Genomic DNA, 12,806 nt, shown 5'->3' on the forward strand with positions numbered 1-12,806 from the left:
TGGGCCGCCGTGGCGTGAAGCGAAGTGCCTTGCGCAGGACTCAATCCGCGTTGCGCAATGGTGATCAGGCGACCTGCCCTGCGCGCCGCGCCGAGACTTCCGCCAGTACCGCCCAGTCTGCGCTGCCGTCGCCATGCGCAATGGCCTCGTCCAGCCCTGCGCGCAGCAATTCGCCCAACGGCATCGGCACCTGCTTGTCGGCGCCAGCCTGGATGGCCAGGTCCACGTCCTTGCGGCCCAGCGTGGCGGTGAAACCCGCCGGCAGGTATTGGCGCTGCATGATCAGGCGGCCGTAGCCCTGGTAGGCGGGCGCGGCGAACAGGGTGCTGGTGAGCATGCCCAGAAACTGCGTCGCATCTACGCCATGACCGCGTGCCAGCGCACTGGCTTCGGCCATGGCGCCGATGGCGCTGGCCAGGCAGAAGTTGGCAGCCAGCTTCACCGCATTGGCCTGCTCCGGTGCGCGCCCGATGTGCCAGGTCTTCTGCCCCAGCGCATCGAACATCGGCTGCACCCGGGCCACGGCCGCTTCATCGCCGGCGGCCAGGATATTGAGCTTGCCGGCTTCGGCCACCTCCACACGCCCAAGCACCGGCGCGGCCACGTAGGCCACACCGCGCTCGGCATGCAGCGCGGTCAACTCATGTGCCAGCGCCACCGAGATGGTGGCCATGTTGACGTGCACGCTGCCCGCCGGCAGCGCATCCAGTACGCCACGCTCCAGCAAGGTCTGGCGCACTGCGTTGTCGTCGGCCAGCATCGAAAACAGCAGCGGGCCGTGCGCGGCATCGCGCGGTTGCTCCACCACCGTGGCGCCAGCATCGCGCAGCGAGTGAGCGCGTTCGGACGACCGGTTCCACACGCTCAACGCGAACCCGCCACGCAGCAGGTTGTGCGCCATCGGCAGGCCCATCGTGCCCAAGCCCAGAAATCCTATCGGCATGCGGTGTCCTTGTTGGGTATGACGTCAGGTGCAGTCAGTTGGCGAACACGCCCCGCGCATCGCGCGGTTCGCAACGCAGGTATTGCGGTGCCGGAGTGACCGAGGCGCCCAGCGCCGCGGCGGCATGCCACGGCCAGCGCGGGTCGTACAGGATGCCACGCGCCAGCGCGATCGCATCGGCCTGGCCTTCTTGCACAATCGCCTCGGCCTGCGCCGGCTCGGTGATCAAGCCTACGCCAATCACCGGCGTGCTCACCTGCGCGCGGATCTCCTGCGCGAACGGAATCTGATAGCCCGCCTGCAGCGGAATCTGCTGGCGTGGATCAAGCCCGCCACTGGAGACATGGATGTAATGCGCACCGCGTGCATCCAGCGCCTGCGACAAGGCGATGCTCTGCTGCACATCCCACCCGCCTTCGACCCAGTCGGTGGCCGAGATGCGCACGCCAACGGCGATTTTTTCCGACACTGCCGCACGCACCGCATCGAAGATGCGCAGCGTCAGCCGCATGCGATTTTCCAGCGAACCGCCATATGCATCGCTGCGCTGGTTACTCAGCGGCGACAGGAATTGATGCATCAGATAACCATGCGCGGCGTGCAGTTCGATCAACTCCAGGCCCAGCCGTTCGGCACGCGTTGCCGATGCGGCAAACGCGTCCACCACGGCATCGATCCCCGCCTCATCCAGTGCCTGCGGCGCCGGCTGTCCCTGGCGGAATGGCAGCGCCGATGCGGACACGGTCTGCCAGCCATGCGCGTGGTCGGGGGCGATGGCCTCGCCGCCTTTCCACGGCAGATCGGTCGACGCCTTGCGGCCGGCGTGCGCCAGCTGGATGCCGATCGGCATCGGCGACCAGGGTCGTACCGATTGCAGTACCTCGGCCAGGGCCTGCTCGGTCGCATCGTCGTACAACCCAAGATCGGCGTAACTGATGCGCCCTTCCGGCACCACTGCGGCCGCTTCGAGAATCAGCAAGCCGGCGCCGGATTGCGACAACGTGCCCAGATGGATGCGGTGCCAATCGCTGGCGCGGCCGTCCTGTGCCGAGTACTGGCACATCGGCGCAATGACGATCCGGTTGGCGAGCGCAAGCGGACCAAAGGCGATGGGGGAGAACAACTGGCTCAAGGCGGCATCCACAGCTGACATGGGGTGCTTATTGCACTGCGCCGCGCGCGCCGGCACAACCGCTGCGATGGATCACTGCGTCATGCAGAGCGGGTACTGGCGTCATTGACGCTGCGTGCACGCGGCAAATGCGGCGGCGCGTGCAGGAACGCCAGCGCCTGCGCGCAGGACTGCTCCACCTTCAACGTCAGCAGCTCGTCGGCGCGTGTGCGTCCGAAGTTGAGCGCGGCGATCGGCAGGCCGTTGCGCGCAGCGGTCTGCACGAACCGAAACCCCGAATACACCATCAGCGACGAGCCCACCACCAGCACTGCATCGGCGGCCTGCAGATGCGCGAACGCACGCTCCACCCGCGCCCGCGGCACGTTCTCGCCGAAGAACACCACATCAGGCTTGAGCACGCCACCGCACACCGGGCACGGCGGCACCACGAAATGCTCGAAGGCCACATCGTCCAGATCGGCATCGCCATCGGGCGCTTGCGCGGCCTCAAGCGCTGCCCAGCCCGGATTGGCCTGCTCAAGCAACAGTTGAAATTCGGTGCGTGGCATGCGCCGCTCGCAGCCCATGCAGCGCACCACATCGAGCCGGCCATGCAGATCGATCACCGCCTGGCTACCGGCGGCCTGATGCAGGCGGTCCACGTTCTGGGTGAGCAGCACTTCCAAGTGGCCACGCGCCTCCAGCGCAGCGAGCGCATGATGGGTGGCATTGGGTTGCGCCAGACCGAAGCGCGGCCAGCCGACCAGGCTGCGCGCCCAGTAGCGCTGCCGCGTGGACAGCTCGCCCATGAAGGCCTGGAACGTCACCGGCTGCGGGCGCTTCCAGCCGCCTTGCAGGTCCCGGTAATCGGGAATGCCCGAATCGGTGCTGCAGCCAGCGCCGGTCAGCACGAACAGGCGCTGATGGCGTTCGATGAAGTCCTGCAGTGCGTGGTCGTCGTGGGCGAGGACAGCAGTCATGTGGTCATTCTGGAAGCCATGGGAGCACTTTGCACCAGCAGCGCGTCGTTCGCCCGCTGCGACGCAACGGCAACCAGGCCGGCACGCTTGCGCTAGCACAGCATCACACCGTCGTCGGCGTCGTGAAGATGCGCGCGTGACGCGCAATGCATCGCATTGGAGGCATGCCTGTATACGGTACAGCATCATGCGATGGCCGCGCATTCGGTCGCAATCGGTTCGCGTTGCGGGCCAGGGAGGTTGCTGCCGGCGCTCAGTGTGCGGCGCGTAGTTGCTCCACAAACTGCAGTACGTCCTGATTGAAGCGCACGCTGTCTTCCAGAAACGGCGCATGCCCGGCGTTCGGATACACCACGGTCTGCGCATGCGGCTGCAACTGCCGCGCACGCGCCAGCGTCGGCTCGGTGGTCACCAGCGCGTCGCGAGCGCCATACATCAGCAGCACCGGCAGGCGCGTGCGCTGTAGGCCGGCGACATCGATCGACATGCCCTGCACCGCACGCTGCATATCCCATGAGGCCAGGGATGCGTTGGCCAGCAAGGTCTCGAACACCGGTGCCGGCGGTTGGGTGGCGAAGCACAGCCGCAGGAAATCCTGCACCGCCTGCAGATGCGTGCGTAGATCAGGCGAGACCAGATTGCGATAGATCGCCGGATGCGCGCCCAGCTGCTCGGCGCGCAATTCGATCACGCCATCGACGTACACTACGCCGGCAAGCCCGGCATCGCCATGCCGGCTCAGGTAGTTGCTGATCACCGCGCCGCCCAGCGACCAACCCACCAGGACCGCATCGCGCGCGCTCGCGGCCTTCAGCACGGCGGCAAGATCGTCGGCCCAACGTGCGCCCTCTTGGTACGCAGATGCCGCGCCCGGCTTGCCGGACAAGCCATGCCCGCGCAAGTCGTAGGTGATCAGCCGATAGCGTTGCAAGCGCGCATCGTCCAGCTGCGCATCCCAGTTGATGCGGCTGCCGAGCAGGCCATGCACGAACACGATCGCCGGGCCGGTGGTGGCGCCGTGCTCCTGCACTGCCAGGGCGACGCCGTCGGGCGCAATGACCGTATAGCTGCGCGAGGCAGCGGAGGCGGCCGGGCTGGCTTGCGCCAGGGTCGAGCACAACAGCAGCAGGCAGGCCACCAGGTAATGCACCGGCAGCAGGCGGACGACAGGCAGGAAGCGAACAGACATCGTGGTGGGCTCCAGACGAGAGAGCCGCCATCCTCCGGCCTCACACCAATGTGAGGGTCAAGCCTTGCGTGCAACGTATCCTTGCCGCATGACTACATCTTCCGAACCCTCGCTGCGTATTGGCGCGCTGGCGCTGCAGACCGGGGCCAGCGTGCGCTCGATTCGTCACTACGACGCCCATGGGTTGCTGACGTCGTCGCGCAGCGCCAACGGCTACCGGGTTTTTCCTGCCGCGTGCATCGCGCAGGTACGGCAGATCCAGCGCCTGATCGCGACGGGTTTCAGCCTGGACGACATTCTCGGCTTTCCCGATTGCATGCGCCTGGTGGAAGGCGCGCAGATGTGTCCGGAAACCGCGCCCATGCATCGCGCGCGCCTGCAGATGGTCGAGCGTCAGCTGGCCGATCTGGAGCGGCGGCGTGCGCGTCTGTTGGCGACCCTGGCGCAGTCAGCCTCGGATGCAAGGGCTGCCACGTCTTCAGCCGCGCAAACCACACGGCGCAAGGGGGCGCGCTAGAAGCCTCGCTCGCTGTGCATCACTCGCCTCGCGCAGGATGCGGAGCAAACCGGCCATAGGGGCGTGCATCGTCGGCACGTTGGCGCAGCACGTATGCCGCCGCAAAGGCGATCGCCAACAGCGTCAGGCACATGCCGACCAACGCGCCCCAGCCGCCGTGCTGCCAGAACCAGCCACCCAGCGCGCCGATCACGCTGGATCCGGCGTAATACGCCAGCAGATACAGCGACGCGGCATGGCTGCGATGCGCGCCACCGAGCCGGCTCACCCATGCGCTGGCGGCCGAATGCGCAATGAAGAACCCGATCGTCACCACCACGATGCCGGCCACCACCAACGCCAGCGCGTGCGCCAGGGTCAGCGCCACGCCTAGCACGCACAGCACGATGCCGGTCGTGACCACCGGCCCGCGCCCGAACCGGTCCGATGCCGCACCGGCCACCGAGGAACTGACGATGCCGAACACATAGGCGCTGAAGATCAGGCCGATCTGGCTCTGGCTCAAGCCGAATTCCGGCCCACCCAGGCGAAAGCCGGCGTAGTTGTACAGGCACACGAACACGCCCATCAACAGGAACGGCAGCGCGAACAAGAACGGCAGATTGCGATCGCGCAGATGCCCCGCCCAGGCGCGCAGATGAAAGCGCAGGTTGATGCCGTGCCGGCGCACGAAGTTGCGCGACGGCGGCAGCAACCAGAAGAACGCCAGCGCACACAGCAGATCGAACGCGCTCAACACCGCCAATGCGGTGCGCCAATCGGTGTGGTCGGTCAGCACGCTCATCACGATGCGCCCGCTCATGCCGCCGAAGGCATTGCCGGCCACGTACAGACCGGTGGCCGCCCCCATCTTGCTGGCCGGCAATTCTTCGCCCAGGTACACCATCGCCACCGCCGGCACCCCACCCAGCGCGATGCCCGACAAGGTGCGCACCGCCACCAGCGCGCCCCAGTGCGGCAGGAACGCAGCAATCAGGTTGAGCACTGCCGCGATGGCGATCGACACGAACATCAATCCGCGCCGGCCCAGGTTTTCCGACACCGCGCCAGCGCAGAAGATCGCCAGCGACAGCGCACCGGTCGCCAGCGACAGCGGCAGCGAGGCGGTCGCTGCGTCCACCTGGAAGGCGCGCGCGAATTCCGGCAGCACCGGCTGCACGCTGTACAGCAGCGAGAAGGTGGCAAAGCCGGCCAGAAACAACGCCACGCGAATGCGCACCGCTGCAGGGGCATCGGTGCCGGTGTCGGAACGCGTGGAGGGGTCAGGCAGCGAGCCCGAGCGATGATGGGAGGAAGACACAGCAGTACACATGCGACGTGGGAAGGCCAGTATTCGCCTGTGGACACCCCCTGTCCAATATATGATGGTGGCAGTTTCCATATCTGGAACAGATGGATGGAGCTGCGCCACCTGCGTTATTTCCTCGCGGTTGCCGAAGAAGGCAACTTCACCCGCGCTGCCGCGCGCGTGGGCATTGGGCAACCGCCGCTCAGCCAGCAGATCCAGACCCTGGAACGCGAGCTGGGCACGCCCTTGTTTCGGCGCACCCACAGCGGCGCCGAGCTCACTGCGGCTGGCGAGGCGTTTTTGGGTGAGGTGCGCCGCGTGCTTGCCGATGTGGAACGCGCCGCCGAAACCGCACGCCGGGTGGCGCGCGGCGAATCCGGACGGTTGCGCCTGGGCTTCACTGCCTCTGCTGCTTTCAGCCCGGTGGTGCCGCGCCTGATTCGCGACTTCCGCCGCAAATGGCCGCAGGTCGAATTGCTGCTGGAAGAGACCAATACCGCCAGCCTGCTGGTCGGGCTGGCCGATGGCCGTCTGGATGCAGCGTTTGTGCGCTATGGGCTGAGCACACCAGCGGATTTGCAGTTGCTGCGCTTTGCCGATGAGCCGATGAAGATCGCCGTGCCGGCCGCGCACCCTCTGGCCACGCGCAACAGCGCGCCGTTGGCGGCGCTGGCCGGCGAACCCTTCATCCTGTTTCCGCGCAGTTTCGGCTCGAGCCTGTACGACGAAATCCTCGCCGCCTGCCGCGACTCCGGCGTGACCTTGCGCATCACCCAGGAGGCGCCGCAGATGTCGTCCATCATCAATCTGGTGGCCGCCGAGCTGGGTGTTTCGGTGGTGCCCGCCTCCACCGCACAGCTGCAGCGGCCCGGCGTGCGCTATCTGGATATCGAAGGCCATATGCCGCTGGCGCGACTGGCCCTGGCCGCCGCGCCGGGTGGATTGGAGACCACACCGTTGGTGCGGCATTTGTGGGCGCTGGCAAAGTTGATCTGAGCAGGGTCGCCTGCGGATGAGCAACGCTGGGCGGCCAATGCTCGGATCGGCAGCTGCCGCTCGTTCACGGCGGTTCCGAGCGCGACATCCGCAGGCACCTGAGGAACGCTGGCAACGCGTTGCCAGCGCTCTATCGCATGCTGCGGTTCTCTGCAGTACTCGTACCTGCTGATGCTGACGCGCTGTGATGCAAGCAACTTGCAGCATCGGCTTGACCTCAACTGCGCTTGAGGTCGTTCAATGCCGGGTTTCCAACGACATTGCCGCCATGCATCTGCGTCATCTCTTACTGCCCTGCCTGGACCCCGACCTGACCCTGCGCTTCTACCGCGATGTGCTGCAGTTGCTCGTACACGGCAATGCGGTGCGCATCGGCTGGAGCGCACTGGAGTGCGTGCAGGCGCAGCGCCCGGTGGGCAGCGTGCATATGGCCTTCAACGTGGCTCCGTCGCGTTTCCAGGCCGCTGCGCAGTGGATTGGCGCACGCGCCACCTTGCTGAGCGATCCACACGGTCGCAAGCACTTCGCCCTGGACGGCGCGTGGCAGTCGCATTCGGTGTATTTCGCCGGGCCCGATGGCGCAGTGCTGGAGTTGATCGCGCGCAATGCCTTGCAGGATGCAGCGGCCGGTGAAGGCCAGTTCCGTGGCGAAGAACTGCTGTGCCTGAGCGAAATCGGCTTGCCTAGCAACAATGTCGAGGTGGTGACACGCAGCCTGGCACATCATTTCAGCCTGCACCCCTTCGCCCCGCCGCTGGAGGGCTTTGTGGCCTTGGGCGATGACCACGGCCTGTTGATCGTGGTCGACCAGCGCCGGCGGTGGTTCCCGCAACAACGGCAACTGCCTTGGGCCGACGGCCTGCGCATCAGCGTGGACGCGCCAGCACCCGGCCTGCGGCTGCGCGATGCGCAGGGGTGGGAATTGCTGGCGGCGTAATGCCACGCGGCCTGATCAACGTAGATCCGCGCGTAAAAGCACTGCGCTCACCGCCGGCAGGTACGGCCGGCTCGGTGCGGCATGCGGCACGCACGCACTGCGGTACCAGTACGCCATGGTGTCCACGATTGCGCCATGCTGTTAGCCGCTTGTGGTGCTAGCAGGCGCCGGCAAGCGGAAGAACGCACGCGCTGCGGCCGTGCTGTTGGCGGCGGTCACCGCGACATCCTCGCCACGATCGCGCGCCAGCTCTTCGACGATATGCGACAGGAACATCGGCTCGTTGCGACGATCCTTGGGCATCGGCTTGAGCGTGCGTGGCAGCAGGTACGGCGCATCGGTTTCGATCATCAAACGGTTGGCCGGAATGTTGCGCACCAGCTCGCGCAGATGCGCACCGCGGCGCTCATCGCACAGCCAGCCGGTGATGCCGATGTAGTAATCGCGGTCCAGATACGCGAACAGTTCGTCGCGCGTGCCGGTGAAGCAATGCACCACCGCCGCACCCAGGCGCCCCTCGAAGCTGCGCATGATGGCGATGAAATCCTCATGCGCGTCGCGCTGGTGCAGGAACAGCGGCTTGCCGTTGTCGGCGGCCAACTGCAGCTGGCGTTCGAAGGCCTTGTGCTGCGCAGGGCGCGGCGCAAAATCGCGGAAGTAATCCAGCCCACACTCGCCCATTGCCACCACCTGCGGATGCGCCTGCAGGGTGCGCATTTCCGCTTCGCATTCGGCAGTGAATTCCACTGCGTGATGCGGATGCACGCCGGCGGTGGCGTACAGGAATCCGGGGTGTTGCTGCGCCAGTTGCAGGGCCAGCGGCGAATGCTCGCGGCTGGCGCCGGTGATCACCAGCTGCGCCACGCCGGCATCGCGTGCGCGTTGCAGCACCGCATCGCGATCGCGGTCGAACGAGTCGTGGGTGAGGTTGGCGCCGATATCGATCAATTGCATGCTGCGGGTGTCGTGTGGGGGGTGAGCCGCGTAAGTGTAACGAGCGAGGGGTTAGCTCCGCTGAGCCTCGCTCTCCCGCTGGCGGGAGAGGTGGCGTGCAGCGCCGGCGGAGGGAAGCGTGCCGGCGGGGCTTGAACGCCCGGGCGCAGTATGGCCAAGCCTAGGTCGGCAGCGAGTTGATTGTGCCGATCGACTGCCCCCATCCGCCCTTCGGGCACCTTACCCCCGCAGGCGGGGGAAGGCAGGCATTGACGATCTCCGTTCTCCCGCGGGGGAAGGCAGGCTCGCTGCATGAGGGCGGGGCGCCGGTGGGGCTTGAACGCCCGCGCCCAGGAAAGCCGCACCTATAAAATCAGCGAGCCGAGCGTGCCGGCCGACTGCCCCCATCCGCCCTTCGGGCACCTTATCCCTGCAGGCGGGGGAAGGCAGGCGGTGTTGACGATCTCCCTTCTCCCGCTGGCGGGAGAAGGTGGCGCTCAGCGCCGGATGAGGGCTACTCCACCGCCGGCACCGCCATCGCATCGATCTTCGCTGCCAGCGCCTGGATCGCCAGTTGCGCCGAACGCGACAGTTGACGCTGCGGCGCCACGCACAGCGCCAGCGTCATCGGCTTGGTCAGGTGCTGGCGAAACGGCACGAAGGCCAGACGTCCGTCGGCCACATCCGGGGCGGCATCCAGCCACGACATCAACCCAACCCCAGCACCGGCACGCACCAACCCGCGCAGCGTGCGCACGTCGTTGCAGTGGGTGAGCCGCTTCACGTCGATGTGCTGGCGCTGGTACAGCACCTTGGCGTGCTCGCCGACGATCAACGGGGCGGCGGGCAGCAACAGACGATGCTCCAGCGTCTCGCTCAGCTGCAGCTCGGTGCGGGTGCTCAACGGGTGGCCCACCGGCATCGCGATCCCCAACGGAATGTCCGCGAACGCGCGCACTTCCAGGTCCACGCTGCTGACCGGGTCCAGCAGCAGGCCGATATCCACATCGGCCGAGGTCACCATTTCCATCACCCGCTGGTTGCGCGCGGTGGAGAGGTTGAAGGTGATGCCCGGGTACTCCTGCACCAGCGCCGCCACTGCCGCCGGCACCACGCCTTCGCTGAGCGCGTCGATCATGGCGATCTCCACATGCCCGCGGCGCAGGCCCTTGAGCTCGTCGAAGCGCTCCAGCGTGCGTGCATAGGCCTTCTCCCAGCCGCGCACGTCCACCAACAGCAACTCGCCCGCAGCGGTGAGCCGCAGCCGGCCAGGCAGGCGTTCGAACAGCTGCGCCCCCAGTTCTTCCTCGGCCTTGAGGATCTGCCGGTCGATCGCCGACGCCGAGACGTGTAGCACCTCGGAGGCCTTGCGGATGCTGCCGCAGCGGGCCACTTCAATGAAATACCGGGTGAAGCGCGAGAAGGTCAGCATGCGGCGGGGCTCGGTTGACGTTGCATTTTTTGCAATGGCTTGGCTGAAAATCGATGTTTGATCACACACCCCCGGCTTCCTAGAGTCAATCGGCACCGCTCCCGCCTCACGCCAGAGACCGCCCATGGATGTCGCCGTCCCCACACTGCCGCTGCACTGCACTTTCGACGCTGCCGACTGGCAGCGCCTGGCCCAGCACTGGCATGCGGTGGCGCTGAGCAGCGAGGTGAGCGAGGCGCCATTCAAGGCCACCCTGCTGGACGAGCCGCTGGTGCTGTACCGGCTGGGCAGCGAGTTGGTGGCCGCGCGCGACGTCTGCCCGCACCGCGGGGTGCCGCTGAGCATGGGCACGGCCGATGGCGGCGGCGTGGTGTGCGCCTACCACGGGCTGCGCTTCGGCGCGGGCGGGCGCTGCAACCATATCCCCGCCAGCCCCAGCCAGAACATCCCGGTCAAGATGCGCCTGCACACCTATGCGGTGGCCGAGCGCTACGGGCTGATCTGGGTGTGCCTGGCCAAGCCGGCCGGGGTGAGCGATGCGGACATCCAGATCCCGCCGATGCCGGGCTGGGACGAAGACGGCTTCCAGCAGATCGTGTGCCCGGCCTTCGACATCGGCGGCAGCGCCGCGCGCCAGCTGGAAGGCTTCATCGACGTGGCGCATTTCGCCTTCGTGCACACCGCTACCTTCGCCCAGCCGGACAAGCGCGAAGTGCCGGCCTACACCACCACCGAAACACCGACCGGCTTCAATGCCGATTACCTGAGCAGCGTGGCAAATTATTCGGTGGACATGCCGCTGCCGGACGTGGACCCGAACTTCCAATGGCTGCGTCATTTCGAGGTGCATCTGCCTTTCACCGCCACGCTCACCATCCACTTCCCGGTGCCGGGCAAGCGGTTGGTGATCATGAATGCCGCCAGCCCGGTGTCCAAGCACACCACCCGCCTGCTGGTGCCGATCGCCCGCAATTTCGACACCCATCTGCCGGTGGAAGACGTGCATGCGTTCAACCTGCGCGTGTTCGAAGAAGACCGTGCCATGGTGGAAGCGCAGCGGCCGGAATATCTGCCGCTTGACCCGCTGCTGGAAGTGCATATTCCCGCCGACCGCAGTTCCATCGCGTATCGCCGCGGGCTGCGCAGCCAGGGCTATAGCGACTTCTTCCTGCGCTGACGGCCGAGGACACCCGCATGAGCCTGCATGAAGTGCGCGTTGCCGACGTCGTCGATCAGGGCCACCGCCAGCGCGCGATCCGGCTGGAACCGGTGGGCGCCCAGTTGCCGGCATTCGAGGCCGGCGCGCATGTCGACCTGCATCTGCCGGATGGCTTGATTCGCCAATACTCGATCGCCAGCGCGCCGCATGTGCGCGACCACTATCTGCTGTGCGTCAAGCTGGCCGACGCCTCGCGCGGTGGGTCGCGGCATCTGTGCGAGCAGCTCGCGCCCGGCGACCGCCTGCGCATCTCCACACCGCGCAATCTGTTCCCGCTGCATCCGGGCGAGCGCCACGTGCTGCTGGCCGCTGGCATCGGGATCACCCCGCTGCTGTCGATGGCCGAAGCACTGGAAGCGCGCGGCGAGCCCTTCGTGCTGCATTACTACGCACGCCGGCATGCCGATGTGGCGTTTTCGCAGCGGCTGCAACAAGGCTTTACGCATGGGCAGGTGTCCCTGCATCTGAGCGATGGCGGGCAGAGCCCACGCGTACATGTGCCCGAGGAACTGGGCCAGGCGCGTGCATGCGATCAGCTGTATCTGTGCGGGCCGGCGGCGTTCATGGACCACTTCACCGTGCTGGCGAAGGCGCATGGCTGGACGGCGGCGCAACTGCATCGCGAACACTTCGCCGCCCCCGCGCCCAGCCTTGCCCACGATGCCGACAGCGCGTTCGAGGTGGAACTGGCCGCCAGCGGCCGCGTGGTGCAGGTGCCGGCCGATTGCAGCATCGCCAGTGCCCTGCTCGATGCCGGTATCGAGGTGCCGCTGTCGTGCGAACAAGGCATGTGCGGCGCCTGTCTGACCGGCGTGCTGGCTGGCACGCCAGATCACCGCGACAGCATGCTCAGCGACGCCGAACGCGCCACCAATCGGCAGATCACCGTGTGCTGTTCGCGCAGCCGCTCGCCGCGGTTGGTGCTGGATCTTTGAACGCTGTTTCCGCGATGCCACCGCAGCTGTTCAGTCACCTTGCGCAGCCTGATGCCTCGCTTGCCTTTCACGATGGCAGGCAACAGAGCGCGCCATCGCGCACGGCGCGTGCGCTGTCATGCGTGCATCAGCGGCGGGACCTGCGCCGCTGATGCGCGATGCCGGGTGACGTTTCCGCGCTAGGGAAGGTCTGAACAACGAGACCTGACAGGGCGGAAGGTGGCGTCGTTCCGAAGAGTGGCTTTTGGAACTTCGGAATTTCGCCATTTCTGGCGCTTTCCGCGGGAATTTCCCGGTTCACAGACGCACGCTCCCCATCGCCG

The 12,806-nt window shown here is 66.7% G+C and carries 12 protein-coding genes; 5 read left to right on the forward strand and 7 right to left on the reverse strand.

Going from position 1 to position 12,806, the window contains the following annotated elements; all coding sequences use genetic code 11:
- Positions 1 to 64: 64 nt before the first annotated feature.
- From J7367_RS16030 to J7367_RS16045, 4 genes are all read right to left on the reverse strand, one after another.
- A complete protein-coding gene (locus J7367_RS16030; protein WP_057659515.1) occupies positions 65 to 943 on the reverse strand; it encodes an NAD(P)-dependent oxidoreductase in 879 nt (292 codons plus the stop codon).
- 34 nt (positions 944 to 977) lie between these two features.
- Positions 978 to 2,096 carry an NADH:flavin oxidoreductase/NADH oxidase gene (locus tag J7367_RS16035; protein WP_057659513.1) on the reverse strand — a complete coding sequence of 373 codons (1,119 nt, stop codon included), beginning with the start codon at positions 2,094 to 2,096 and terminating at the stop codon, positions 978 to 980.
- Between the two features lie 59 nt (positions 2,097 to 2,155).
- Positions 2,156 to 3,037, reverse strand: a complete 882-nt coding sequence (locus tag J7367_RS16040; protein WP_022557979.1) for an NAD-dependent protein deacetylase — start codon at positions 3,035 to 3,037, stop codon at positions 2,156 to 2,158.
- A 253-nt stretch (positions 3,038 to 3,290) separates the two neighbouring features.
- The gene (locus J7367_RS16045; protein ID WP_057659511.1) at positions 3,291 to 4,226 is read right to left on the reverse strand and encodes an alpha/beta hydrolase; all 936 of its coding nucleotides are present in this window, start codon (positions 4,224 to 4,226) and stop codon (positions 3,291 to 3,293) included.
- An 88-nt stretch (positions 4,227 to 4,314) separates the two neighbouring features.
- On the opposite strand from J7367_RS16045, the gene J7367_RS16050 reads away from it, so the two are divergent.
- Complete coding sequence (locus J7367_RS16050) at positions 4,315 to 4,743, forward strand: MerR family transcriptional regulator (protein ID WP_007968372.1); 429 nt, start codon at positions 4,315 to 4,317, stop codon at positions 4,741 to 4,743.
- Positions 4,744 to 4,762: 19 nt separating this feature from the next.
- Here J7367_RS16050 and J7367_RS16055 read toward each other — a convergent pair whose 3' ends face one another.
- Positions 4,763 to 6,043 carry an MFS transporter gene (locus tag J7367_RS16055; RefSeq protein ID WP_057659509.1) on the reverse strand — a complete coding sequence of 427 codons (1,281 nt, stop codon included), beginning with the start codon at positions 6,041 to 6,043 and terminating at the stop codon, positions 4,763 to 4,765.
- Positions 6,044 to 6,139: 96 nt separating this feature from the next.
- Between J7367_RS16055 and J7367_RS16060 the strand changes: the two genes are divergently transcribed.
- Together J7367_RS16060 and J7367_RS16065 are read left to right on the forward strand one after the other, a co-directional pair.
- Positions 6,140 to 7,027 carry a LysR family transcriptional regulator gene (locus J7367_RS16060; RefSeq protein WP_007975038.1) on the forward strand — a complete coding sequence of 296 codons (888 nt, stop codon included), beginning with the start codon at positions 6,140 to 6,142 and terminating at the stop codon, positions 7,025 to 7,027.
- Positions 7,028 to 7,295: 268 nt separating this feature from the next.
- Positions 7,296 to 7,964, forward strand: a complete 669-nt coding sequence (locus tag J7367_RS16065) for a glyoxalase/bleomycin resistance/dioxygenase family protein (RefSeq protein ID WP_057659507.1) — start codon at positions 7,296 to 7,298, stop codon at positions 7,962 to 7,964.
- A gap of 141 nt (positions 7,965 to 8,105) precedes the next feature.
- Here the strand turns inward: J7367_RS16065 and J7367_RS16070 are convergent, their stop codons facing one another.
- Both J7367_RS16070 and J7367_RS16075 read right to left on the reverse strand, forming a co-directional pair.
- Positions 8,106 to 8,918, reverse strand: a complete 813-nt coding sequence (locus tag J7367_RS16070) for a TatD family hydrolase (RefSeq protein ID WP_057659505.1) — start codon at positions 8,916 to 8,918, stop codon at positions 8,106 to 8,108.
- 493 nt (positions 8,919 to 9,411) lie between these two features.
- On the reverse strand, positions 9,412 to 10,329 hold the full coding sequence (locus J7367_RS16075) for a LysR family transcriptional regulator (protein ID WP_003489426.1): 918 nt from the start codon (positions 10,327 to 10,329) through the stop codon (positions 9,412 to 9,414).
- Between the two features lie 124 nt (positions 10,330 to 10,453).
- Between J7367_RS16075 and J7367_RS16080 the strand changes: the two genes are divergently transcribed.
- Entirely contained in the window at positions 10,454 to 11,506 is a 1,053-nt protein-coding gene (locus tag J7367_RS16080) for an aromatic ring-hydroxylating dioxygenase subunit alpha (protein ID WP_057659503.1), read from the forward strand.
- Positions 11,507 to 11,523: 17 nt separating this feature from the next.
- Complete coding sequence (locus J7367_RS16085) at positions 11,524 to 12,483, forward strand: PDR/VanB family oxidoreductase (protein ID WP_022557971.1); 960 nt, start codon at positions 11,524 to 11,526, stop codon at positions 12,481 to 12,483.
- Positions 12,484 to 12,806: the final 323 nt, after the last annotated feature.

It is taken from the genome of Xanthomonas sp. D-36-1 (genome assembly GCF_017746155.1).
Taxonomy (GTDB): Bacteria; Pseudomonadota; Gammaproteobacteria; order Xanthomonadales; family Xanthomonadaceae; genus Xanthomonas; species Xanthomonas cissicola.